This is a genomic window from Pseudomonas sp. S2_H01, assembly GCF_054668305.1.
This window is the reverse complement of record NZ_CP162756.1, coordinates 2,308,657-2,330,345: the sequence shown is the minus strand read 5'-3', so window position 1 is coordinate 2,330,345 and position 21,689 is coordinate 2,308,657. Positions and strand designations below refer to the sequence as shown.

The window sequence follows — 21,689 nt, the reverse complement described above, 5'->3', positions numbered from 1 at the left end:
GACAGGCTATAAAGGCGCAAGATTGTAGCTCAGTGCGAGGTGCGCGCCCAACGTTGGCGATGTCGCAAGACGTGTGCAATGTCGCCGTTTCGCTGCCTAGTAGCGCTTTTTCATAAGCCCGCGGGTGCCCAGTGGTCATTGATGCCTCATTAGATGTCCCCAGCGCGGGTCCTCGCCTCTATAATGCTGGTCAGTTTTCCGTCTCAGTACAGGTATCCCAGATGAAACGTCCAAGTGGTCGCGCTGCCGATCAGCTTCGCTCGATCCGCATCACCCGCAACTACACCAAGCACGCCGAAGGGTCTGTACTGGTCGAGTTCGGTGACACCAAGGTGATCTGCACCGTCAGCGTCGAAAACGGCGTGCCGCGTTTTCTAAAAGGTCAGGGCCAAGGCTGGCTGACTGCCGAATACGGCATGTTGCCGCGCGCGACGGGCGAGCGTAACCAGCGCGAAGCCAGCCGTGGCAAACAAGGCGGCCGTACCCTTGAGATTCAACGTTTGATCGGTCGTTCCCTGCGCGCTTCGCTGGACATGTCCAAGCTGGGCGACGTGACGCTGTATGTCGATTGCGACGTGATCCAGGCCGATGGCGGTACTCGCACGGCGTCGATTACGGGTTCGATGGTGGCGCTGATCGATGCGCTGAAAACCATCAAGAAGCGTGGCGGCCTCAAGGGTGGCGATCCGTTGAAGCAGATGATCGCGGCGGTTTCGGTCGGGATGTATCAGGGTGAGCCGGTGCTGGACCTGGACTACCTGGAAGACTCGGCCGCCGAGACCGACCTCAATGTGGTCATGACCAGCACAGGCGGTTTCATTGAAGTTCAAGGCACCGCCGAAGGCGCACCTTTCCAGCCTGCCGAGCTCAACGCAATGCTGGCGCTGGCGCAGAAAGGCATGAACGAAATCTTTGAGTTGCAGCAGGCGGCGCTGGCCGACTGATTGCCGAAGATGTGATTCGCGTTACCACCGTCAGAACAGGGAAAGCATGATGATCGACAGTCAGCCGCCGTTGCCAGTGCCGAGCAAGGAAGTCCGCCAATGGGCCATGATGTGCCACTTTGCGGCGTTCTTCGGCCTGATCTTTCCGTTCGGTAATCTGCTGGGGCCATTGATTGTCTGGCAGTTGAAGAAAGAGGCCGATCCGTTCATCGATGCTCAGGGCAAGGAAGCCCTCAACTTTCAGATTACCGTGGCCATTGCTGCGATGATCTGCTTCCTGCTGATGATCGTCGTCATTGGTTTTCCACTGCTGATGCTGGTTGGCGTTGGAGCCTTGGTGCTGACGATCATTGCCGGGGTCAAGGTCAACGACGGGATCGCCTATCGTTATCCGTTTACCTGGCGGTTGATCAAGTAAGCGAGGCGATGGTTTGCTGCTCCTACAGGGTTGGGCGGCTGTCTAAACGCCGGACAAACAAAAGCCGACTTCACGTCGGCTTTTTTTGAGCAACTGAACGTCAGATGGTCAACGTCCAGTCGTAGTCCACAATCAGCGGCGCGTGCTGTGAGAAGCGCGGCTGGCGTGGCAGGCGTGCGCTGCGTACGAAACGGCGCAGACCCGGCGTCAGCAATTGATAGTCGAACCGCCAGCCCAGATTCAGCATCTCGGCCTGTTCGTTATCCGGCCACCAGCTGTACTGATCGCCTTCGCGGCTGACTTCACGCAGGGCGTCGACATAACCCATGTTGCCGACAATCTCGTCCATCCAGGCACGCTCTGGCGCCAGGAAGCCCGGAGATTGCTGGCTGTCGCGCCAGTTCTTGATGTCCAGCTTCTGCTGCGCAACGTAGAGCGAGCCACAATAAATGTACTCGCGACGCTTGCGGCGTTGCTTGTCCAGGTACTTGCCGAAGTCGTCCATGAGCTTGAACTTCTGGTTCAAGTCCTCATCGCCGTTCATCCCGGAGGGGAGCAGCAAGGTTGCAATACTGACTTTGTCGAAATCCGCCTGCAGGTATCGCCCGTAACGGTCGGCCGTTTCAAAGCCCAGACCGTTGATTACCGCCTTTGGCTGCAGTCGCGAGTAAAGCGCCACACCACCTTGGGCAGGAACTTCGGCATCGCAGGCATACAGGAAGTAGCCGTCCAGTTGGTAGGCTGGATCGTCCAGTTCAAAGGCGGAGGCGCGGGTATCCTGAAGACAGATGACGTCGGCATTCTGGGCTTGCAGCCAACTGAGCAAACCACGCTCGACTGCAGCCTGAATACCATTAACGTTCACACTGATGATCCGCATAAATGGCCCCAAAAATCACGTGCGTGTATGATACCCGAGCTCTACCTAATTAGCTAAATCCGTGGTATTCGGGGCTTTTTTCATGCAGGCGTATCAGCGCGATTTCATTCGTTTTGCCATCGATCGCGGGGTTTTGCGCTTCGGTGAGTTCACTTTGAAGTCGGGACGCACCAGTCCTTACTTCTTCAATGCCGGTCTTTTCAACAGCGGTTCAGCGCTTGCTCAACTGGGTAAGTTCTATGCCGCCGCCGTCGTGGAAAGCAGTATTTCCTTCGATGTTCTGTTCGGGCCAGCGTACAAGGGTATTCCTCTGGCGGCCGCGACAGCCGTAGCTTTGGCCGATCACCACAACCTTGACCTGCCGTGGTGTTTCAACCGCAAAGAGGCCAAGGCGCACGGTGAAGGCGGCAGTCTGGTGGGGGCTCCACTGACCGGCGATGTCCTGATTATCGACGACGTGATCACGGCGGGTACCGCGATTCGCGAAGTCATGCAGATCATCCAGGCTCAGGGCGCGAATGCGGCGGGCGTGCTGATCGCATTGAATCGTCAGGAGCGTGGAAACGGTGAGCTTTCTGCGATCCAGGAGGTCGAACGTGACTTCGGCATCCCGGTGGTGAGCATCGTTTCGTTAAACCAGGTTCTCGAGTTCCTGGCTGACGATCCTCAGCTCAAGCAGCATTTACCTGCCGTCGAAGCGTATCGGGCTCAGTACGGAATCTGAGTCATTAGAGGATCTCGTTTTTATGCTCAAGCTGGGCACAGTAGGTCTTTGTTGGGTTCTGGGTGTGGGCTGCGTTGCAAGCGTTCAAGCCGCCGATAATCCGGGCATCCTGCTCTATCGGTATGTCGACAGTCGCGGGGTGACCGTGCTGGATCGTCAGGGTGTGCCCGCTGAGTACTCCGGTAAGGGCTACGAAGTGCTGAATCAGCGCGGTCGCGTGATTCAGGTCGTGCCGCCCGCGCCCACAGCCGATCAGGCGCGAGAGGCGCAAGCTGCTGCGCAGGCGGCCAAGGTCCAGGCTGACGCCGATGCGCAGTTGTTGCACCTGTACAGCAGCCTGGCAGACGTTGACCGTGCGCGAACGCGAAAACTCGCGGAGCTGGACGGCCTTATCTCGGTTGCGCAAGGCAACATCCAGAACCTGTCGACCCAGCAGGCAGCCTTGCAAGGTCAGGCTGCGGATCAGGAGCGGGCAGGGCGACAGGTGCCGCAAAGTCTCATCGATCAGATGAACGATGTGCGTGATCAGCAGCAGAACCTCAAGGTCGACATCTTGCGGTATCAGACCGCGCGACAGCAGGCCGATACCGAATTCGCCCAGGATCGGGCGCGTTTGAAGCAGTTACTTGCGCAGTGAAATGCTGAAGCAAGACCCTCGACATACAAAAAGACCCCGCCGGTTTGCGCCGACGGGGTCTTTTTTTGGGCGTTGCCCGTAATCAGTGACGCTTGCGGTTACTGATCAGCGTGCCCACGCCGGTGTCGGTGAAGATTTCCAGCAGGACAGCGTTCGGCACGCGACCGTCGATGATGTGGGACGTGGTGACACCGCCCTGGACCGCTTCCAGCGCGCAACGGATTTTTGGCAGCATGCCGCCGTAAATGGTGCCGTCGGCGATCAGGCCGTTGACCTGTTCGGTGGTCAGGCCGGTCAGGACCTTGCCTTCCTTGTCCATCAGGCCGGCGATGTTGGTCAGCAGCATGAGTTTCTCGGCCTTCAGCGCTTCGGCGACTTTGCCTGCAACCAGATCGGCGTTGATGTTGTAGGACTCGCCGTCAGCGCCGACGCCAATCGGTGCGATGACCGGGATGAAATCGCCTTTGACCAGCATGTTCAGCAGGTCGGTGTTGATGCCCACGACTTCCCCGACATGGCCGATGTCGATGATTTCCGGCTTGGTCATCTCCGGGGTTTGACGGGTCACGTTCATTTTTTTCGCGCGGATCAGTTGCGCGTCTTTACCGGTCAGGCCGATGGCGCTGCCGCCATGACGGTTGATCAGGTTGACGATGTCCTTGTTGACCTGGCCGCCCAGCACCATCTCCACGACGTCCATGGTCTGGGCATCGGTAACGCGCATCCCGTCGATGAAGTGGCTTTCGATGGACAGGCGCTTGAGCAGGTCGCCGATTTGCGGGCCGCCGCCGTGAACCACGACCGGGTTGATGCCCACTGCCTTCATCAACACGATGTCGCGCGCGAAGCCGGTCTTCAGCTCTTCGCTCTCCATGGCGTTACCGCCGTACTTGATCACCAGCGTCTTGCCAACGAAGCGTCGGATGTAAGGCAAGGCTTCGGAAAGGACCTTGGCGGCATTGGCTGCGGCGTCACGTTCGAGGGTCATTTGGGCTCCACTCAAAAAGTTAGATCAAAAAGGAAGTTCTAAATCCGGTGCTACGTTTTTCAGCTGAGCATGGAACACGTCTTTGATTCGCTGCAGCTCGGCCTCTGTTTCGGCTTCGAAACGCAATACCAGCACGGGTGTGGTATTGGAAGCGCGGACCAGACCCCAGCCTTTCGGATAGTCGACGCGCACGCCGTCGATGCTCGTCAGGTTAGCGTTGCCCCACTGTGCATCCCGTTCCAGCGCTTCGATGATGCTGAACTTGCTGGTTTCGGTGACCTTGATATTGATCTCCGGTGTCGACAGGTCATTCGGGAAGGTCTGGAACAGCTCTTCGGCGCTCAGCGTCTCCTGGCTGAGAATCTCCAGCAGGCGCGCAGCACTGTAGATACCGTCGTCGAAACCGAACCAGCGTTCCTTGAAGAAGATGTGGCCGCTCATTTCGCCTGCCAGCAGCGCGCCGCTTTCTTTCATCTTCTTTTTGATCAACGAGTGACCCGTCTTCCACATGACCGGGCGACCGCCATATTCCTGGATCAACGGTATCAGGCGACGGGTGCATTTCACGTCGAAAATGATGTCAGCCCCCGGATTGCGTTTGACGACATCGCGGGCGAACAGCATCAGCAAACGATCGGGGTATATGACGCTGCCTGTGTTGGTGACGACACCTACGCGATCGCCGTCGCCATCAAACGCCAGGCCCAGATCGGCACCGGTTTCCTTGACCTTGGCGATCAGGTCTTGAAGATTTTCCAGCTTGCCCGGGTCGGGATGGTGATTCGGGAAGTTACCGTCGACCTCGCAAAACAGTGGAATAACCTCACAGTTCAGGGCCTCCAGCAGTTGAGGGGCGATGACGCCGGCTGCGCCATTGCCGCAGTCGACCACGACCTTGAGGCGGCGTGCCAGTACCACGTCATTGGTGATCTGCCCAGCATACAGGTCGAGGATGTCGACCTTGGTCACGCTGCCTTTGCCTGCGGGCAACTGGTTGCGCTTGATGCGCTCGTGCAGCGCCTGGATCTGCTCGTTCGCCAGCGTGTCGCCCGCGATCATGATCTTGAAGCCGTTGTAGTCTTTCGGGTTGTGGCTGCCGGTCAGCATCACGCCGGTACGGCCCTGGAGGACATTCGCGGCGTAATACAGCGCCGGGGTGGGAACCAGGCCGATATCGCTGACGTGACAGCCGCTGTCATGCAGGCCTTTGATCAGCGGTGCAACCAGTTGCGGGCCGGACAGGCGCCCGTCGCGGCCAACCGAAACGTTCGGCTCGCCCTGTGCCAGGCTCTGTGCACCGATGGCGCGGCCGAGCCAGTAAGCGGTTTCGCTGGTCAGGGTTTCGCCGACGATGCCGCGGATGTCATAGGCGCGGAAGATGGAGTCGGGGAATTCGGGGGCGATGGATACGGTACTGCTCATTGCGTGGGCGTGCTCCGACTTCAGAGAATCTTGTGATTCATCGAGCAGGTCGATGTCGAGAATGTCGGTGTCTTGAAACAGCGGATCGGTCAGCTCGGTGTCATCGACATCGGGTGACGAAAATACGGCGTTGCTGCTCGTTGAACCGTGGCTGGCGGCGGGCGAGGCAGCGTTGCTGGCCGCCAACGGCGATGCCGGTTGGTTGCGCAGCGAGAATCTCGCCATGCTCTGCGCCAACCCGTTGAGGGCTGGCATGCTCAAGCCGAAGGCTTTGACGGCTTTGCCCCCCGAGAGTTCTTGCAGCAGTTGTTCCAGTTGTCGGGCGTCGGCGAGGACGCGACGCTTCAGGGCGCTTTCGTTCAGATACAGCCCCAGCAGTACGCTGGCGATGGCAACCAGCGCGGCGAGCAGCAGCATCAGGGATGGCGGCGAAGCGTTCAGTGCGGGGCCGGGGGTGAACGTCAGCTTCCAGTTGGGATAGCCGGTCGGGAAATCCATGGCGCGACCATCATCGGCCTGTCCGCGGGTCAGAAAGCTTTGTGCCGTTGCGTTGCCAAACTGCTGGCTGAGCACAATCTGCCCGACATCAGCGGGGGCCTCAGGCAGTGCATTGGTCAGGCGCTGCATTTTGAACGCCAGCAACAGCGTGCCGTTGATTGGCGCGTCCGCTGCTTCACGCAGTGGCGCAACACTGTAAATCACCCAGCCGTCGCCCACTTTACGGGCCTCTGGAGGCGGAATTTCACCTTTGCCGGCTTTGGTGAGCATGTCCAGCGTCGCGAAGCTGATCGGCAACGGGCCCTGATTGTCCACGGTGTTGAAGCCGAGCGGTGAGAGCCGGGCGCCGATCACGCCGTCCCGGTAACCCAGCGGGCGTTGAGCGGCTTCGATCTGCTGCGGATTATTGCTTTGCAGGGCCTGAGCCAGCGTAGCGTCCATCGCTGCTGCCTGAGTGTCGGCAGTGATCTGACGTAACGCTTTGCCAGCGGCTCCGGCTTGCGCAGTGCCCCATGCCTGGGCGAGGAGATCTTTCTCCTGAGGCTGGCTGAGCAGGCCCAGCCAGACCAGGATGCCCGCCGCTATAAGGCCGATGAGCGCAGGGAGAAGGCCCGGACTTGCCAAGCTCAGGTTTGAGTCCTTGACCGTTGCGTCAGTGGTTTCCGGGCGGGACGTCGCCTTGGCTGTGCGCTTGATGCCTTTCAAACTTGACTCTCCCTGCTCGTACTTCCTGGGGCGATTTTTTAGTTATTGCATCGTGCCAGGCCGATTCAGGCCTTTGGCGACAGCGCTGCCAGGGCGATGTGCGCAGAATCAGTGGGTGCCGGAATGACCGAAACCACCTGCACCACGCTGGCTTTCATCGAACTCCTGAACGATTTCGAAGTGCGCCTGAACGACCGGAACCAACACCAATTGGGCGATACGCTCCCCGATAGCAATCTTGAAAGCCGTCTGACCCCGATTCCAGCAGGAAACCATCAGCTCACCTTGGTAATCGGAGTCGATCAGGCCCACCAGGTTGCCGAGCACGATGCCGTGTTTATGACCCAGGCCTGAGCGCGGCAGAATCAGCGCGGCAAGGCTTGGGTCTGCGATGTATATCGACAGGCCGGTGGGAATCAAGAGGGTCTGGCCGGGTTCGAGTACCGTTTCCTCTTTGAGCATGGCACGCAAGTCCAGCCCGGCGGAGCCAGTGGTGGCGTAGGCCGGAAGCGGAAATTCGTCGCCAATGCGAGGGTCGAGGATCTTGGCTTGTAGAGCATGCATACGTGATTAAACCTGGTTCATACGGTCGGCAATAAAAGTCATCAGCTGGCGGGCAATCTTGGCCTTGCTGGTCTGGGCGAAGAGCGTTTCTTGCAACGCTCGGTCGATCACGCTGCACGCATTCTCTTCGCTGTTGAAGCCGATGCTGGGATTGGCGACGTCGTTGGCGATGATCAGGTCAAGGTTCTTGTCCTTGAGCTTGCGGGCGGCGTAGTCGAGCAGGTGCTCGGTTTCAGCGGCGAAACCGACGCTGAACGGGCGGTCCTGACGTTGTGCGATGGTCGCGAGAATGTCCGGGTTTCGAACCATCTGCAGCAGCAGGCCATCACCGTTCGTAGGGTCTTTCTTCAATTTTTGTGGGGCAACAACTTCTGGGCGGTAGTCGGCGACCGCAGCAGATGCAATGAACAGGTCGCAGGGCATGGCGGCTTCGCACGCGGCGAGCATGTCGCGCGCGCTCACTACATCAATGCGCGACACCCGGTCCGGGGTCGTCAGGTTAACCGGCCCGGTGATCAGCGTGACGCGTGCACCGGCTTCGGCCGCAGCTTCGGCCAACGCAAAGCCCATTTTTCCGGAGCTGTGGTTGGTGATGTAGCGCACCGGGTCGATGTTTTCTTGCGTCGGCCCGGCCGTGATCAGCACATGCTTGCCGGTCAGCGTAAGGCGCTGGAAGCAGTCGGCCGCGGATTGAGCCAGATCGTTGGGTTCGAGCATGCGCCCGAAACCCACGTCGCCGCACGCCTGACTGCCGCTGGCCGGGCCAAACATACGGAAGTCTCGCGCTTCGAGGGTCTGCAGATTGGCTTGCACCGACGGGTCGCGCCACATGGCCTGGTTCATGGCCGGGGCGACAGCGACGATGGCGTCTGTCGCCAGCACGACCGTGGTCAGCAGGTCGTTGGCGATGCCCTGAGCCAGTCGTGCGATCAGGTCGGCAGTGCCGGGAGCGATCAGCACCATGTCAGCCCATTTCGCCAGCTCGATATGGCCCATCGCAGCTTCTGCAGCGGGGTCGAGCAGGTCCATGTGGACCGGGTGACCGGACAAGGCCTGCATGGTCAGAGGTGTAATGAACTCGGCCCCGCCCTTGGTCATGACCACGCGCACTTCGGCCCCGTGGTCGCGCAACCGGCGAACCAGTTCAGCGCTCTTGTAAGCCGCGATGCCGCCGCCGACGCCGAGAACGATGCGTTTCCGATACAGCCGCTGCATAGGCCTGCCTTTTTGGTCGAGTTAACACGCGGCAATCAAACGCCTCCCCAGGCCGGACTGTCGCGCAAAAAAGATGGGCTAAGATAGCACAGCGACCGCACGGGAACAGCGGCGCCCATGTCCATGGAGGTGCTATGAGTATTCGAGATTGGCCTGCGGCCGAGCGACCGCGGGAGAAGCTGCTGGAGCGAGGGGCATCGAGTCTCTCCGACGCTGAATTGCTCGCCATTTTTTTACGCACGGGCGTTTCCGGCAAAAGCGCCGTGGACCTCGCCCGACATCTTCTGGGGCAATTTGGCAGCCTGCGTGCGCTGCTCGAAGCCAACCTCGCTTCGTTCAGCAACGAGCTGGGCCTTGGACCGGCAAAGTTCGCGCAATTGCAGGCGGTCATGGAAATGGCCCGGCGGCACATGGGGGAAAATCTCAAGCGGGGTTCAGCCTTGAAAAGCCCGGCCGAGGTGCGCAGCTACCTCAAAGCGATACTCCGGCACGAGCCGCATGAAGTGTTTGGTTGCCTGTTTCTGGACAGCAAAAATCGTGTTCAGGCGTTCGAGGCGTTGTTTCACGGCTCGATCAATGTCGCTCATGTACACCCTCGGCAGGTGGTCAAGCGGGCGTTAGCCCATAACGCCGCAGCGCTTATCCTTTGCCACAATCATCCGTCCGGCATCTGCGATGCCAGCCCTCAGGACATCGAACTCACTCGGCGGCTCAAGGAGGCGCTGGCGATGATCGACGTGGTGGTGCTTGATCACGTGATCATCGGGGATGGCGATCCGCTGTCGATGGTGGAAAGCGGGTTAATGTAGTTTTCGCCAAACCTGCAGAAGCCCGCTGACTCCTGTTCGGCCCAAGTCCTGTGAGAGTGAGCTTGCTCGCGAATGCAGTGTGTCAGCCACCTTCAACAGTGACGGACACACCGCGTTCGCTGCCGTCGTAACCTCCGACGTCTCCTACAGGACCCGCGATCAGTCTTTGGTTTTAGCGTTGTACCGTGCTGATTGCTCAACCTACAAACGCTGGCGAGCCGAACGCCCGCGCTCATGCTGCAGACGCCGGATGGGCAATTACTTCACAGTCAGCTTCGAAAAGTCCTGGCGTCCGAACGGGCTGACCTCATACCCCAACACGTTCTTGCGGGTCAGGGCGAAGGCGGTCGGGTGTGCCAGTGGCAGCCACAACGCCTGTTTCTGGATCTGCTCCTGCGCCTGGTGATACAGCTTGCTGCGCTGCGCCTGATCGGTCACGGCCTTGCCGCTGCTGATCAGCTTGTCCAGGCCCTCGTCGCAGTAGCGCGCGAAGTTGGTGCCGGATTTGACCGCTGCGCAGGAGAACTGTGGCGTGAGGAAGTTATCCGGATCGCCGTTGTCGCCCGCCCAGCCCATGAACAACAGGTCGTGCTCACCGGTTTTGGCGCGCCGAATCAGTTCGCCCCATTCAATCACCTTGATTTCAGCCTTGATGCCGACAGCGGCCAAGTCGTTCTGCAGCAATTGTGCGCCTGCACTCGGGTTCGGGTTAAGCAGGCTGCCGGACGGGCGGGTCCAGATCGTGGTCTTGAAGCCGTCCTTCAGTCCGGCTTTCGCCAGCAGCTCTTTCGCCTTTGCGACGTCATATTTGTAACCGGGCAGATCGCTGGCGTAACCCCAGGTGTTAGGTGGGTACGGGCCATTGGCTGCTCGCGCCGAGCCTTCAAAGACTGCTTTCAGGTAGGTGTCCTTGTCGAACGCAAGGTTGATCGCCTGACGTACTTCGGGCTTGTCGAGTGGCGGATGTTGGCTGTTGATTGCCAGGAAGGCTGTCATGAACGCGTCGGTCTTCTCGACTTTCAGGTTCGGATCCTTCCCTGCCTCGGTGACATCCAGCGGTTTGGGTGAGAGGGCAACCTGACACTCGTTCTGCTTGATCCGCTGCAGGCGCACATTGGCATCCGGGGTGATGGCATACACCAGCGTGTCCACCGCAGGTTTGCCCGCGAAGTAGTCCGGGTTGGCTTCGTAACGCACTACGGAATCTTTCTGGAAGCGCTTGAACACGAACGGCCCGGTGCCGATCGGCTGGCTGTTGAGCTTTTCCGGTGTGCCGGCTTTCATCAGCTGCGCGGTGTACTCCGCCGAATAAATAGACGCAAAACCCATGCTCAGCGTGGCGAGGAAGGTCGCGTCAGGATGGTCGAGGGTAATGCGTACCGTATTCGCATCCGGCGCTTCGACTTTTTTGATCAGCGACGGCCACTGCATCGACTGCGCGTGAGGGAAGCCCTGTACCGCCACCTTGTTCCAGGGATTGGCCGGGTCGAGCATGCGCTGGAAGCTGAACACCACGTCCTCGGCGTTCATGTCGCGGGTCGGGGTGAAGTAATCGGTGTGATGAAATTTCACGCCGGAGCGCAATTTGAAGTCATACGTCAGGCCGTCCGGCCACACACTCCAGCTTTCTGCCAGACTGGCGACCAGCTTGCCGGTCTGGGCGTCATAATCCACCAGACGGTTCATCAGGACATCGGCCGAGGCGTTGGTGGTGGTCAGCGAGTTGTATTGCACCACGTCAAAGCCTTCGGGGCTGGCTTCGGTGCAGACGCTCAGGCTGGTGGCGGCGTGAGCCATCAATGGCGCTGACAATGACGCGAACAAAAAGGGTAAAACAGCTAGGCGCATGGCGATTTTCCTTTCAGAGAGAGCCCATCTGCCGGCGCAGTCTGGTGAGCGACTTACCCTAGACTATGGATTGGCGCAGAACAATCGCTGTGGCGCGACGAGTGGTATATTTCCCGTTGCGCCCTGCGCTGCTGGCCTTGTCGGGCGCAAAGCCCTGAGTTTCTTTCAGGTAATTCGTCGTTTCTGTTGTTGCTCCCCAGGGTTTCTGGTATAAAGCAGCGCTCTTTTCTAGGGGCCCGCTGCCTTCACCGCAGGTGTGGCCGGTAAGACCCCTGAAGAAACGCGGCGCCTGGCGCCAAATGACTGAGAGATTAAGCGGCCAACCCATGCCGGGTTGGGCATGTGGTTTTAGAGGGCTGAGGCATGTCGAGAGTCTGTCAAGTTACCGGTAAGGGTCCGGTAACCGGGAATAACATTTCCCACGCGAACAACAAAACCCGTCGTCGTTTCCTGCCAAACCTGCAGCATCACCGCTTCTGGGTTGAAGAAGAGAAACGCTTTGTACGTCTGCGCGTATCTGCCAAAGGCATGCGCATCATCGACAAGCGTGGTATCACGGTTGTTCTGGCCGAAATCCGCCGCGCTGGCGCTAAGGTTTAAGGGAGAGAATCATGCGTGAATTGATCCGTTTGGTGTCGACCGCTAACACCGGCCACTTCTACACCACCGACAAGAACAAGCGCACTACCCCGGACAAAATCGAAATTAAAAAATTCGATCCGGTTGCTCGCAAGCACGTGATCTACAAAGAAGCCAAAATCAAGTAATTGATTTTTGCCTCTTATAAAAAGCCCGCAGCGATGCGGGCTTTTTTGTGCGCGATGGGTTTGTATCGCAATTGATCATGTAGGAGCGCGCTTGCCCGCGAATGCGTCTTTTCAGCCACATCTCTGGTGCTGACCTGACTCATTCGCGGGCAAGCGCGCTCCTACAGTTGAAGATCGCATCAAGCCTTCTGCTCAAACACCACGTAAATCTTGCGGCACGCCTCCAGCACTTCCCAAGTGCCTTTGAAACCTGCCGGTATCACGAAGCGATCCCCGGCGCGCAGTGTCTTGGCGTTGCCTTCCTCGTCACGCAATACAGAGACGCCCTGCACAATCTCGCAGTATTCGTGTTCGGTGTAATTGACCTTCCACTGTCCGACTTCGCCTTCCCACACGCCTGCGCTCATCTGGCCGCAGGGGCTGTTGTAATGGTTGTAGACGGTTTGCTCCGGATCGCCTTTGAGGATCTTCTCTGCGGCAGGTTTGAAGCGCTCTGCAGCAGTGGTGGCTTCGCTGAAGTCGACGACGCTTTGGATACTCATGTCTCTGGCTCCTGAATGGCATTGGAAGAATGATTGTTTGATGAGGACGTTGGGCGATAGTGCCGGGCGCCTGATGACGCGCTGTTGAATAAAATGCACGATTTCGCGTCGTTTTGCCTCTTTTTGTCCAATATATTGGAAATTCATCGAGCGCTGGTTTAGGGTGACGTTTGCCTTTGGCCGATCCGACAGCATGTCAGGCGATGTCCTACAGCACGGTTCATGAGCGCGAGGGCGCGCACAATTCATAAGAGGAGGATGTTTCATGACCACCCTGACTCATGCTGACTGGGAAAAACGCGCCCAGGATCTGAAGATCGAAGGCCGCGCCTTCATCAATGGCGAGTACACCGCCGCCGCTTCCGGCGCAACGTTTGACTGCATCAGCCCGGTCGATGGTCGATTCCTCGCCCACGTCGCCAGCTGCGATGCCGCCGACGCCCAGCGCGCCGTCGAAAATGCACGCGCTACCTTCAACTCGGGTGCCTGGTCACGTCTGGCGCCGGTCAAGCGCAAGGCAGCAATGATTCGCTTTGCTGCGCTGATCAAAGAAAACATCGAAGAACTGGCGCTGCTTGAAACCCTGGACATGGGCAAGCCGATCAGTGATTCCTATGGCATCGACATTCCGGGTTCCGCGCAGGCGTTGAGCTGGAGCGGTGAGGCCATCGACAAGCTGTACGACGAAGTAGCGGCTACACCACACGACCAATTGGGTCTGGTGACCCGTGAGCCGATCGGTGTGGTCGCGGCGATCGTGCCGTGGAACTTCCCGTTGCTGATGGCGTGCTGGAAGCTGGGCCCTGCGCTGTCGAGCGGTAACTCGGTCATTCTCAAACCGTCGGAAAAGTCGCCGCTGACCGCCATTCGTGTCGCGCAGTTGGCGGTTCAGGCGGGTATCCCGGCCGGCGTGCTCAACGTTCTGCCGGGTTACGGTCACACCGTCGGCAAGGCGCTGGCGCTGCACATGGATGTCGACACGGCGGTATTCACCGGTTCGACCAAAATCGCCAAGCAGTTGCTGGTCTACTCGGGCGAATCGAACATGAAGCGCGTCTGGCTGGAGGCGGGCGGCAAGAGCCCGAACATCGTCTTCGCGGATGCGCCGGACCTGCAGGCGGCCGCTGAGTCGGCTGCCAGCGCCATTGCCTTCAACCAGGGCGAAGTGTGCACCGCGGGCTCGCGCCTGCTGGTCGAGCGGTCGATCAAGGATAAATTCCTGCCGATGGTGATTGAGGCGCTGAAAGCCTGGAAGCCGGGCAACCCGCTGGACCCTGCAACCAACGTCGGGGCGCTGGTGGACACTCAGCAGATGAACACGGTTCTGTCCTACATCGAAGCGGGCCATACCGACGGCGCCAAGCTGGTTGCCGGCGGCAAGCGCATCCTGCAAGAGACAGGGGGCACCTACGTCGAACCGACGATTTTCGACGGCGTGACCAATGCCATGAAGATCGCCCAGGAAGAAATCTTCGGCCCGGTGCTGTCGGTGCTGACGTTCGATACCGCGGAAGAGGCGATCCAGATCGCCAACGACACGCCGTATGGTCTGGCTGCCGCCGTATGGACCGCCGACCTGTCCAAGGCGCATCTGACGGCACGTGCGTTGCGTGCGGGCAGCGTCTGGGTCAACCAGTACGACGGTGGCGACATGACCGCGCCGTTCGGGGGCTTCAAGCAATCGGGTAACGGTCGCGACAAGTCGCTGCATGCGTTCGACAAGTACACCGAGCTGAAAGCGACCTGGATCAAGTTGTAAAAGCCAGACGTTACACACTCTGTGGGAGCAAATTCATTCGCGATTGGCCGGTACACCCGATAAATCTGTGTCGGAAGTGCTGCCGCATCGCGAATGAATTCGCTCCCACAGGGGGAATGCGGTGGGTTCAAGCTTTACAACCGAACAGCTTTCCTACACAGCCGGGTCCTCAAAGAACCCGGCTGTTCTGTCTCATCCCTTTGAGCCACAGGAGCGTGGTGATGCGTTGGGGTACTTATTTCGCGGTGCTGTCGTCCGTCTTGAGCGTCGGTCTGGCGTTGGGCGTGAGCATGCCGCTGGTGTCGTTGCGCCTTGAAGCGTGGGGTTACGGCGCGTTTGCCATCGGCGTCATGGCGGCGATGCCGGCCATTGGCGTATTGCTGGGCGCGAGCCTTGCCAGCCGCCTGGCTTCGATTCTGGGCACCGCGAACCTGATGCGTCTGTGCCTTTGGGGCGGTTCGATTTCCGTGGGTTTGCTGGCGCTATTGCCCAATTACTGGATCTGGCTGGCGCTGCGGCTGATGCTCGGCGTGATCCTGACGATGGTGTTCATCCTTGGTGAGAGCTGGATCAACCAACTGGTCACCGAAAACCTGCGGGGCAAGCTGGTCGCGCTGTATGGCAGCTGCTATGCGCTCAGTCAGTTGGGCGGACCGTTGTTGCTCGGCGTCATCGGCACCGGACACGACTTCGGCTTTTGGGTCGGTACTGCGCTGCTGGCGACGTCACCTCTACTGCTGCTGGGAAGGTCCGGTGCGCCAAGCGCCGAAGCCAGCCATGTCAGCCTCGGTGATCTTGCCGGGTTCTGTCGGCAGTTGCCTGCAATCGCGTGGGCAATTGCGTTGTTTGCAGGTTTCGAGGCGATGATTCTGACGCTGTTGCCGGTGTATTGCCTGCAACAGGGGTTCACGCCAGAGATCGCGCTGGCGATGGTGAGCACGGTGGTCGTTGGCGATGCGCTGCTCCAGCTGCCGATCGGTGCGTTGGCGGACAAGATTTCCCGGCGTCGACTGTTCTCCGGCTGCGCGGTGGCGTTGATGGCGTCGAGCCTGGCGATTCCGCTGCTGGTCGATACGGTTGCCATCTGGCCATTGTGGGTCGTGTTTGGCGCCAGTGCAGGCGGGCTGTTCACGCTGTCGCTGATTCTGATCGGCGAGCGCTATCGCGACGACGCGTTGGTACGCGCCAACGCTCATGTCGCGCAGCTGTGGGGTATCGGTTGCTTGTTGGGACCCTTGGCCGCGGGTGCGGGCAGCCAATGGATCAGTGGACAGGCGCTGCCGCTGTTGATGGCCGCGGGGGCATTGGGTCTTGTGATTCTGTCCCAGCGCCCACGAGCGTTCGGCACCGTCCAGCCGGTGGCAGCCTAGAGCATCCTTTCAAGGCCGACGGCGCTGCTGAACCAGGCGTTCAGTCGGCGCCACCAGTCGCCGGGTTCTTTGTACAGCGTGTGAATCTTGCCGTTGTCTTCGGTCACCCAGACCACGCGATCATTCTCAAGCTTGGCCTGGTAACTAATGGCGGGCGCCATGCCTTGCAGCGCCAGATCGCGCAGGTATTCCGTCAGTTCGGGGCTGTCGACGAGCACGCCGACTTCGGTGTTCCACAGCACCGAGCGCGGGTCGAAATTGAAGGAGCCGACGAACATCTTCTGTCGGTCAAAAATCATTGCCTTGCTGTGCAGGCTGGACTCGGAACCGCCCTTCAGGGTTTTGGTGCGCAGAAATCTGGGTCCGCTGCCCCCTCGGTTGCTGGGGTCTCCCGGCTGGCGTCGCAGCTCGAACAACTTCACGCCGTGCGCCAGCAATGCTTTGCGGTACGGGGCGTAACCGCCATGGACGGCTGGCACGTCCGTGGCTTCCAGCGAGTTGGTTAGCAGGCTCACTGAAACGCCTTTGTCCGAGAGCCCGGTGAGGTAGACCAGCCCCTCCTGTCCCGGCACGAAATACGCCGAAATCATCATCAATTCCTGATGCACGTTCAGCAGATCGGGGCTCAGTTGCGTGGTCAGCAACAAATGCGGGTCGGGCTCGCCCCGTGACAGCACTTTGGTCGGTGCGTCCCACAGGGCCTGGTTGTGCGCCCAGATCAGTTCGTTGAGCCAGGTCTTCATGCGGGGCTGGGTCTTGTAAGCCATCAGCCGTTCGTACAGGGCTTTTTTCTCGACATGCGCCTGGTCCAGCGAGGCCGCCAGACGCGTGCGCGCTTCGGCCAGGTCCTTGGTGTCGGGAGGCCAGTAGAGGAAGTCGTCAATCGGCTTGCTCAGGGTGCTGTTCCAGTACTGGTCGAAGCTATGACTGAGTTGCTCGGCCACCGGGCCGACGCTGAGCATGTCGATGTCGGTGAAGTTCAGGTTCGGTTCGGCGTCGAAGTATTCGTCACCCAGATTGCGGCCGCCCACGATGGCCACTGCGCTGTCGGCCAGCCACAGCTTGTTGTGCATGCGTCGATGTTGCTGCGACAGATTGAACAGCCGCCCCATGTTGCGCGTGGCGCCGGTGCTGCGGCCCAGATTGAGCGGGTTGAACAGGCGAATCTGAATGTTGGGATGCGCGGCGAGGGTGGCAATGACTTCATCCAGACCGTCGCTGGTGGTGTCGTCCAGCAGGATGCGAACGCGCACGCCGCGGTCTGCGGCCTTCAGCAGTTCATCGATCAACGCCCGGGTGCTGAGCCCGTCGTGAACGATGTAGTACTGCAGGTCCAGGCTGGTTTTGGCGTTGCGGATCAGTTCGGCCCGCGCCATGAAGGCTTCCGTGCTGTTGGGCAGCAGGCGAAAACCGGAGCGGCCTTCGTACGGCGCGGCCTGGGCCATGATCGAGCGTCCGAAGGAAGACGCCGACGCGGGCAATGCCTGACTCGGACCGTCATCCGCCACCGGCGTATGCGCGCATCCGCTGATGCCCAGGGCACAGGCCAAAAGGAGGGGCAACGCCCATGTGTTGGTCAACGCAATCATCCAGAAGTCACATCATGGCGATATGACCGCGTTTTCGGCAAAAGGTTAAGTCGCGGCGTCGGTTTGGGCCATGAGCCGCGCCGCCATTGCACCGACCTTGCGCACCGCCTCCTCGATTTTCGGCGTCGGCTTGGCCGCGAAATTCATGCGCAGGCAATTTCTGTACTTGCCTGAGGCCGAAAAAATATTGCCGACGGCGATCTGTACGCCTTGGCCTTCCAGCGCGCGATTCAGGCGAAGCGAGTCAAAGTCCTCAGGCAACTCGACCCAAAGCATGAAGCCGCCTTGCGGACGGCTGACCCGAGTGCCCTCCGGGAAATAACGCGTCACCCAGTCGGTCATCAAGTCTCGGCTGCGCTGATACTGGCCACGCATCCGGCGCATGTGCGGTTCGTAATGCCCGGCCTGCAGAAATTCGGCAATCGCCAGTTGCGGTTGGGTCGCGGTGGAACCGGTGCTGATGTATTTCATGTGCAGCACACGGTCGAGGTAGCGCCCCGGCGCAACCCAGCCGACGCGCAGGCCGGGCGCCAGGGTTTTTGAGAAGGAGCTACAGAGCAGGACGCGTCCGTCCACGTCGAAGGATTTGATCGTGCGCGGGCGAGGGTAGGTGTAGGCAAGGTCGCCATACACATCGTCCTCGATGATCGCCACGTCAAAGCGCTGGGCGAGGGTCAGCAGGGCGCGTTTGCGGTCCTCCGGCATGATGTAACCCAGCGGGTTATTGCAGTTGGGCGTCAACTGTATGGCCTTGATCGGCCATTGTTCGAGGGCCAGCTCGAGTGCGTCCAGGCTGATACCGGTGATGGGGTCGGTCGGTATCTCCAGCGCCTTCATGCCAAGGCCTTTGAGCGCCTGCATGGCGCCGTGAAAGCTGGGTGAGTCCACGGCCACGATGTCACCGGGTTCGCAGATGGAGCGAATGCTGACCGCCAGCGCTTCCTGAGCGCCGGTAGTGATCACCAGATCATCCGGGGCAATGCTGGTGCCCGAGTTCAGCAACAGGCGGGCAACCTGATCACGCAGGCATTGCGTGCCATGAATGTTGTCGTAATACAGCCCCGGCATGTCCTGACGGCGGCTGATCTTGCCCAGCGCCTGGGTCAACGGGCGCAAGGTCGGGCTGCTGATGTCGGGCATGCCCCGCGCCAATTGAACGACGTCGGGGCTGGGAATGGCTTTGGCCAGCTCCAGCACTTGATCCCATTGCGAGATATCGACCGGACGCTGTGCGGGGCGTCCTACAACGGGCAATGCAGGTGTCTTGCGCCCTGCAGGAACAAAGTAACCCGATTTGGGCCGAGGAGACGCCAGACCATTATCTTCGAGCAACCGATAGGCCTGTTGCACGGTACTGAGGCTGACACCGTGTTCAAGGCTTAGCGCGCGGACCGAGGGCAGGCGATCACCGGGTCGGTAGAAGCCGTTTTCGATGCGCGTGCCGAGCAGCTCGGCAAGATTGACATAGAGGGTCATGGCGTACTCCCGCACAGTGTCGCGTCGGTTGACCGATACAGATGGGTCGAAAATACAGCATTCAGGCGTTGATGTATTGAATCTGTATGCAAAAAATTAGAATTCTTTGGATCTGTAATGGTTTTCCATACAGACGCATCATGGAATCACTTGAAACCCATGATGAGGTGTCTGGAAATGAACGGAATGAGCGATGTTCGGCTGACGCTGTATGCACAGGAGTTGGTGAGAGAGCAGGAGGTGCTGGTGCGCGTCAATGCGCCAAAGGGCCTGGGTATGTGGGGCTTGTTTCAACACCGGCGAGTTACGCGGCGAGCGCTCTTGAACTTGACTGACGATCAACTGCGCGACATTGGCCTGAGTTATGAGCAGGCACGCCAAGAAGCGCTCAAGCCGTTCTGGAGAGAGTGATGCGGGCTAACGCAAGCTTGCTTTCGGAAGGCTCAAGGCAAACCGACGTCTTCAAGCACACTGAATTCTTTGTGGGAGACGTCGGAGGTTACGGCGGCAGCGAATGCGGTCTATCAGGTGAATGTGTATGGCTTGGCAGGCCCCATTCGCCAGCGAGCCGGCTCCTACAAGGCTGCGCCATCTGATCCGGACCAGCTCTTGAGCCGATGCCAAAGCATCCCCAGCGCCAGCAAAGGCGAGCGCAGATGTTTGCCGCCCGGGAAGGTCATGTGTGGAACCTTGGCGAACACGTCGAAGCCGCTACTGTGCTGACCACTGATGGCTTCACCCAGTAACTTGCCCGCCAGATGCGTGGCATTGAGCCCATGACCCGCATACGCCTGGGCATAGAACACATTCGGATGCTCATCCAGACGCCCTATCTGCGGCAGGCGATTGGCGCCGATGCCGATCATCCCGCCCCACTGGAAATCAATCTTCACGTCCTTGAGCTGTGGAAAGACCTTGAGCATTTTCGGCTGCATGTACGCACCGATGTCCTGCGGATCGCGCCCGGAATAGTGGCAGGCGCCGCCAAACAGCAGGCGCTTGTCGGCCGAGAGCCGGAAGTAATCCACCGCCACTCGCTGGTCACACATGGCGGTATTGCGCGGAAGCAGTTGCTGCGCCAGGTCGTCGCCCAAAGGCTCGGTGGCAATGATGTAACTGCCAGCTGGCAGGACCTTGCCGCTCAGGGTCGGGTCCAGATCGTTCAAATAAGCGTTGCAGCCCAGCACCAGCGTGTCGGCGCGAACCAGGCCCTGCGCGGTATGCACCTTGACCTGTGCGCCGTACTCGAGGCGGATCACGGGCGAATGTTCGAACAGTTGAACGCCCAGTGATTTCGCAACGGCGGCCTCACCCAGCGCCAGGTTCAGCGGATGCAAATGGCCCGAGCCCATGTCCAGCATGCCGCCCGCGTAATTGCCTGAACCGATGACGCTGCGCAGGTTGTCGGGCGCTATCAGCTGCAACTCATGGCGATAGCCCAGTCCGCGCAGTTCCTCTGCCTCCTCGGCGAAACCGTCGAATTCCCTGGGTTTATTGGCCAGGTCGCAATAGCCCCACGTAAGGTCGCAGTCGATCCGGTATTTCTCCACGCGCTGACGGACAATCTCGACGGCTTCCAGCCCCATCCGTTTGAGCTCACGCACGCCGCTGTCGCCGATCACGTCGCGAAAGCGCTCGACATGATGTCCCACGCCGCGAATCAACTGCCCGCCGTTGCGGCCGCTGGCGCCCCATCCGATTTTGTGCGCTTCAAGCAATGCGACACTCAGTCCACGCTCGGCCAGTTCGATCGCCGTGTTCAGTCCTGTAAAGCCGCCGCCGACCACGCAGACGTCCACGTTCATTTCCCCGCTCAAGGCAGGTTCATCAGGCTGTGCGTGAGAGCTGGCCGCGTAATAAGAGGCGGCGTGACTAGAGGCGTGGTTCGGTCGAGCGCGGGCGTCCATGGCGATTCTCGGGAGGCTGTTTGGAAAATTTTACGGAGGGTAGCCTGCGGGTTGTCGCTCGGGCAAGGAAGGGCGGGCGGCTGTCCCCTGTCCAGAGGGTGGGGCACAATGTCGGCTTTCACAGGGAAATTTCACGCGATGAGCTGCAACAGCCAGAAAATCCGCGATTTGCGGCGGCAGATCCCGTCCTTCGAATGCGTGCCCGGCTGCCACGATTGCTGTGGGCCGGTGACGACGTCGTCCGAGGAGATGGCGCGCTTGCCACGCAAGACGGCCGCGGAGCAGGAAGCGGCGCTTAATGAGTTGAACTGTGTGCACCTGGGGCCCGACGGCTGCACGGTGTATGACGAGCGCCCGCTCATCTGCCGGTTGTTCGGCACCACCCAAACCCTGCCATGCCCCAACGGCCGCCGCCCTGCGGAGCTGATTCACCCGCGGGTGGAGAAACAGGTGCATGAGTACATTGCGTCGACGCGGCAGGTGTTGGTTTAGCTGCACAAACGGTGTGGTGTCTGATCTGACCTTGTTGGCGACTCGATCAATTGTAGGAGCGCGCTTGCCCGCGAAAGCGCAAGGTCAGTCAACATAGATGTCACCGATAGACCGCAATCGCGGGCAAGCGCGCTC

Annotated in this window: 21 protein-coding genes; 11 read left to right on the top strand and 10 right to left on the bottom strand. The window is 59.8% G+C overall.

Going from position 1 to position 21,689, the window contains the following annotated elements:
• The first annotated feature begins 221 nt into the window (after positions 1–221).
• On the top strand, positions 222–944 hold the full coding sequence (rph, locus tag AB4N84_RS10325; protein ID WP_074754709.1) for a ribonuclease PH: 723 nt from the start codon (positions 222–224) through the stop codon (positions 942–944).
• A 49-nt stretch (positions 945–993) separates the two neighbouring features.
• Positions 994–1,362 (top strand): DUF4870 domain-containing protein, encoded by a 369-nt coding sequence (locus tag AB4N84_RS10320; RefSeq protein ID WP_074754707.1) that lies wholly within the window; start codon positions 994–996, stop codon positions 1,360–1,362.
• Positions 1,363–1,462: 100 nt separating this feature from the next.
• Here AB4N84_RS10320 and AB4N84_RS10315 read toward each other — a convergent pair whose 3' ends face one another.
• A complete protein-coding gene (locus AB4N84_RS10315; RefSeq protein WP_062379788.1) occupies positions 1,463–2,242 on the bottom strand; it encodes an exodeoxyribonuclease III in 780 nt (259 codons plus the stop codon).
• Positions 2,243–2,324: 82 nt separating this feature from the next.
• On the opposite strand from AB4N84_RS10315, the gene pyrE reads away from it, so the two are divergent.
• Both pyrE and AB4N84_RS10305 read left to right on the top strand, forming a co-directional pair.
• The gene (gene pyrE, locus AB4N84_RS10310; RefSeq protein WP_074754705.1) at positions 2,325–2,966 is read left to right on the top strand and encodes an orotate phosphoribosyltransferase; all 642 of its coding nucleotides are present in this window, start codon (positions 2,325–2,327) and stop codon (positions 2,964–2,966) included.
• A 22-nt stretch (positions 2,967–2,988) separates the two neighbouring features.
• The gene (locus tag AB4N84_RS10305) at positions 2,989–3,603 is read left to right on the top strand and encodes a DUF4124 domain-containing protein (protein WP_460046244.1); all 615 of its coding nucleotides are present in this window, start codon (positions 2,989–2,991) and stop codon (positions 3,601–3,603) included.
• Between the two features lie 82 nt (positions 3,604–3,685).
• Here AB4N84_RS10305 and argB read toward each other — a convergent pair whose 3' ends face one another.
• The 4 genes from argB to coaBC form a co-directional block, all read right to left on the bottom strand.
• The gene (gene argB / locus AB4N84_RS10300) at positions 3,686–4,591 is read right to left on the bottom strand and encodes an acetylglutamate kinase (protein WP_062379782.1); all 906 of its coding nucleotides are present in this window, start codon (positions 4,589–4,591) and stop codon (positions 3,686–3,688) included.
• 24 nt (positions 4,592–4,615) lie between these two features.
• Positions 4,616–7,216 carry a phosphomannomutase/phosphoglucomutase gene (locus tag AB4N84_RS10295; protein WP_460046243.1) on the bottom strand — a complete coding sequence of 867 codons (2,601 nt, stop codon included), beginning with the start codon at positions 7,214–7,216 and terminating at the stop codon, positions 4,616–4,618.
• A gap of 108 nt (positions 7,217–7,324) precedes the next feature.
• Positions 7,325–7,780: a dUTP diphosphatase gene (gene dut / locus AB4N84_RS10290; RefSeq protein ID WP_074754699.1), complete on the bottom strand. Its 456-nt coding sequence runs from the start codon at positions 7,778–7,780 to the stop codon at positions 7,325–7,327.
• A 6-nt stretch (positions 7,781–7,786) separates the two neighbouring features.
• Positions 7,787–8,995 carry a bifunctional phosphopantothenoylcysteine decarboxylase/phosphopantothenate--cysteine ligase CoaBC gene (coaBC, locus tag AB4N84_RS10285; RefSeq protein WP_074754697.1) on the bottom strand — a complete coding sequence of 403 codons (1,209 nt, stop codon included), beginning with the start codon at positions 8,993–8,995 and terminating at the stop codon, positions 7,787–7,789.
• A gap of 134 nt (positions 8,996–9,129) precedes the next feature.
• On the opposite strand from coaBC, the gene radC reads away from it, so the two are divergent.
• Complete coding sequence (gene radC / locus AB4N84_RS10280; protein WP_074754695.1) at positions 9,130–9,804, top strand: RadC family protein; 675 nt, start codon at positions 9,130–9,132, stop codon at positions 9,802–9,804.
• A 258-nt stretch (positions 9,805–10,062) separates the two neighbouring features.
• Here the strand turns inward: radC and AB4N84_RS10275 are convergent, their stop codons facing one another.
• Positions 10,063–11,652, bottom strand: a complete 1,590-nt coding sequence (locus AB4N84_RS10275) for an ABC transporter substrate-binding protein (protein ID WP_460046241.1) — start codon at positions 11,650–11,652, stop codon at positions 10,063–10,065.
• 363 nt (positions 11,653–12,015) lie between these two features.
• On the opposite strand from AB4N84_RS10275, the gene rpmB reads away from it, so the two are divergent.
• Together rpmB and rpmG are read left to right on the top strand one after the other, a co-directional pair.
• A complete protein-coding gene (gene rpmB, locus AB4N84_RS10270; protein WP_037016669.1) occupies positions 12,016–12,252 on the top strand; it encodes a 50S ribosomal protein L28 in 237 nt (78 codons plus the stop codon).
• An 11-nt stretch (positions 12,253–12,263) separates the two neighbouring features.
• Complete coding sequence (rpmG, locus tag AB4N84_RS10265) at positions 12,264–12,419, top strand: 50S ribosomal protein L33 (protein WP_062379766.1); 156 nt, start codon at positions 12,264–12,266, stop codon at positions 12,417–12,419.
• Positions 12,420–12,598: 179 nt separating this feature from the next.
• Here the strand turns inward: rpmG and AB4N84_RS10260 are convergent, their stop codons facing one another.
• The gene (locus AB4N84_RS10260; RefSeq protein ID WP_074754691.1) at positions 12,599–12,961 is read right to left on the bottom strand and encodes a cupin domain-containing protein; all 363 of its coding nucleotides are present in this window, start codon (positions 12,959–12,961) and stop codon (positions 12,599–12,601) included.
• Between the two features lie 265 nt (positions 12,962–13,226).
• On the opposite strand from AB4N84_RS10260, the gene AB4N84_RS10255 reads away from it, so the two are divergent.
• Together AB4N84_RS10255 and AB4N84_RS10250 are read left to right on the top strand one after the other, a co-directional pair.
• On the top strand, positions 13,227–14,720 hold the full coding sequence (locus tag AB4N84_RS10255) for an aldehyde dehydrogenase (protein WP_074754689.1): 1,494 nt from the start codon (positions 13,227–13,229) through the stop codon (positions 14,718–14,720).
• Between the two features lie 221 nt (positions 14,721–14,941).
• Positions 14,942–16,090 (top strand): MFS transporter, encoded by a 1,149-nt coding sequence (locus tag AB4N84_RS10250; RefSeq protein WP_460046240.1) that lies wholly within the window; start codon positions 14,942–14,944, stop codon positions 16,088–16,090.
• On the opposite strand, the gene AB4N84_RS10245 is transcribed toward AB4N84_RS10250, so the two are convergent.
• Together AB4N84_RS10245 and AB4N84_RS10240 are read right to left on the bottom strand one after the other, a co-directional pair.
• On the bottom strand, positions 16,087–17,670 hold the full coding sequence (locus tag AB4N84_RS10245) for a phospholipase D family protein (RefSeq protein WP_460046985.1): 1,584 nt from the start codon (positions 17,668–17,670) through the stop codon (positions 16,087–16,089). The genes AB4N84_RS10250 and AB4N84_RS10245 overlap by 4 nt on opposite strands.
• A gap of 54 nt (positions 17,671–17,724) precedes the next feature.
• The gene (locus AB4N84_RS10240) at positions 17,725–19,155 is read right to left on the bottom strand and encodes an aminotransferase-like domain-containing protein (protein ID WP_460046238.1); all 1,431 of its coding nucleotides are present in this window, start codon (positions 19,153–19,155) and stop codon (positions 17,725–17,727) included.
• 177 nt (positions 19,156–19,332) lie between these two features.
• On the opposite strand from AB4N84_RS10240, the gene AB4N84_RS10235 reads away from it, so the two are divergent.
• On the top strand, positions 19,333–19,566 hold the full coding sequence (locus AB4N84_RS10235) for a DUF1127 domain-containing protein (protein ID WP_460046237.1): 234 nt from the start codon (positions 19,333–19,335) through the stop codon (positions 19,564–19,566).
• Between the two features lie 164 nt (positions 19,567–19,730).
• Here the strand turns inward: AB4N84_RS10235 and AB4N84_RS10230 are convergent, their stop codons facing one another.
• A complete protein-coding gene (locus AB4N84_RS10230) occupies positions 19,731–21,062 on the bottom strand; it encodes an NAD(P)/FAD-dependent oxidoreductase (RefSeq protein ID WP_460046235.1) in 1,332 nt (443 codons plus the stop codon).
• A 138-nt stretch (positions 21,063–21,200) separates the two neighbouring features.
• Here AB4N84_RS10230 and AB4N84_RS10225 point away from each other — a divergent pair, with 138 nt between their 5' ends.
• Positions 21,201–21,554 carry a YkgJ family cysteine cluster protein gene (locus tag AB4N84_RS10225; RefSeq protein WP_074754681.1) on the top strand — a complete coding sequence of 118 codons (354 nt, stop codon included), beginning with the start codon at positions 21,201–21,203 and terminating at the stop codon, positions 21,552–21,554.
• Positions 21,555–21,689 lie beyond the last annotated feature (135 nt).

Excerpts from the sequence above, each read along its gene's own strand:
- pyrE (WP_074754705.1), top strand. The coding sequence starts at position 2,325 with ATGCAGGCGTATCAGCGCGATTTCATTCGTTTTGCCATCGATCGCGGG.
- rpmB (WP_037016669.1), top strand. The coding sequence starts at position 12,016 with ATGTCGAGAGTCTGTCAAGTTACCGGTAAGGGTCCGGTAACCGGGAAT.
- AB4N84_RS10235 (WP_460046237.1), top strand. The coding sequence starts at position 19,333 with ATGAACGGAATGAGCGATGTTCGGCTGACGCTGTATGCACAGGAGTTG.
- AB4N84_RS10230 (WP_460046235.1), bottom strand. The coding sequence starts at position 21,062 with ATGGACGCCCGCGCTCGACCGAACCACGCCTCTAGTCACGCCGCCTCT.
- rpmG (WP_062379766.1), top strand. The coding sequence starts at position 12,264 with ATGCGTGAATTGATCCGTTTGGTGTCGACCGCTAACACCGGCCACTTC.
- AB4N84_RS10225 (WP_074754681.1), top strand. The coding sequence starts at position 21,201 with ATGAGCTGCAACAGCCAGAAAATCCGCGATTTGCGGCGGCAGATCCCG.
- dut (WP_074754699.1), bottom strand. The coding sequence starts at position 7,780 with ATGCATGCTCTACAAGCCAAGATCCTCGACCCTCGCATTGGCGACGAA.
- AB4N84_RS10255 (WP_074754689.1), top strand. The coding sequence starts at position 13,227 with ATGACCACCCTGACTCATGCTGACTGGGAAAAACGCGCCCAGGATCTG.
- rph (WP_074754709.1), top strand. The coding sequence starts at position 222 with ATGAAACGTCCAAGTGGTCGCGCTGCCGATCAGCTTCGCTCGATCCGC.
- AB4N84_RS10250 (WP_460046240.1), top strand. The coding sequence starts at position 14,942 with ATGCGTTGGGGTACTTATTTCGCGGTGCTGTCGTCCGTCTTGAGCGTC.
- argB (WP_062379782.1), bottom strand. The coding sequence starts at position 4,591 with ATGACCCTCGAACGTGACGCCGCAGCCAATGCCGCCAAGGTCCTTTCC.
- AB4N84_RS10240 (WP_460046238.1), bottom strand. The coding sequence starts at position 19,155 with ATGACCCTCTATGTCAATCTTGCCGAGCTGCTCGGCACGCGCATCGAA.
- radC (WP_074754695.1), top strand. The coding sequence starts at position 9,130 with ATGAGTATTCGAGATTGGCCTGCGGCCGAGCGACCGCGGGAGAAGCTG.
- AB4N84_RS10260 (WP_074754691.1), bottom strand. The coding sequence starts at position 12,961 with ATGAGTATCCAAAGCGTCGTCGACTTCAGCGAAGCCACCACTGCTGCA.
- AB4N84_RS10275 (WP_460046241.1), bottom strand. The coding sequence starts at position 11,652 with ATGCGCCTAGCTGTTTTACCCTTTTTGTTCGCGTCATTGTCAGCGCCA.
- AB4N84_RS10320 (WP_074754707.1), top strand. The coding sequence starts at position 994 with ATGATCGACAGTCAGCCGCCGTTGCCAGTGCCGAGCAAGGAAGTCCGC.
- AB4N84_RS10305 (WP_460046244.1), top strand. The coding sequence starts at position 2,989 with ATGCTCAAGCTGGGCACAGTAGGTCTTTGTTGGGTTCTGGGTGTGGGC.
- coaBC (WP_074754697.1), bottom strand. The coding sequence starts at position 8,995 with ATGCAGCGGCTGTATCGGAAACGCATCGTTCTCGGCGTCGGCGGCGGC.
- AB4N84_RS10315 (WP_062379788.1), bottom strand. The coding sequence starts at position 2,242 with ATGCGGATCATCAGTGTGAACGTTAATGGTATTCAGGCTGCAGTCGAG.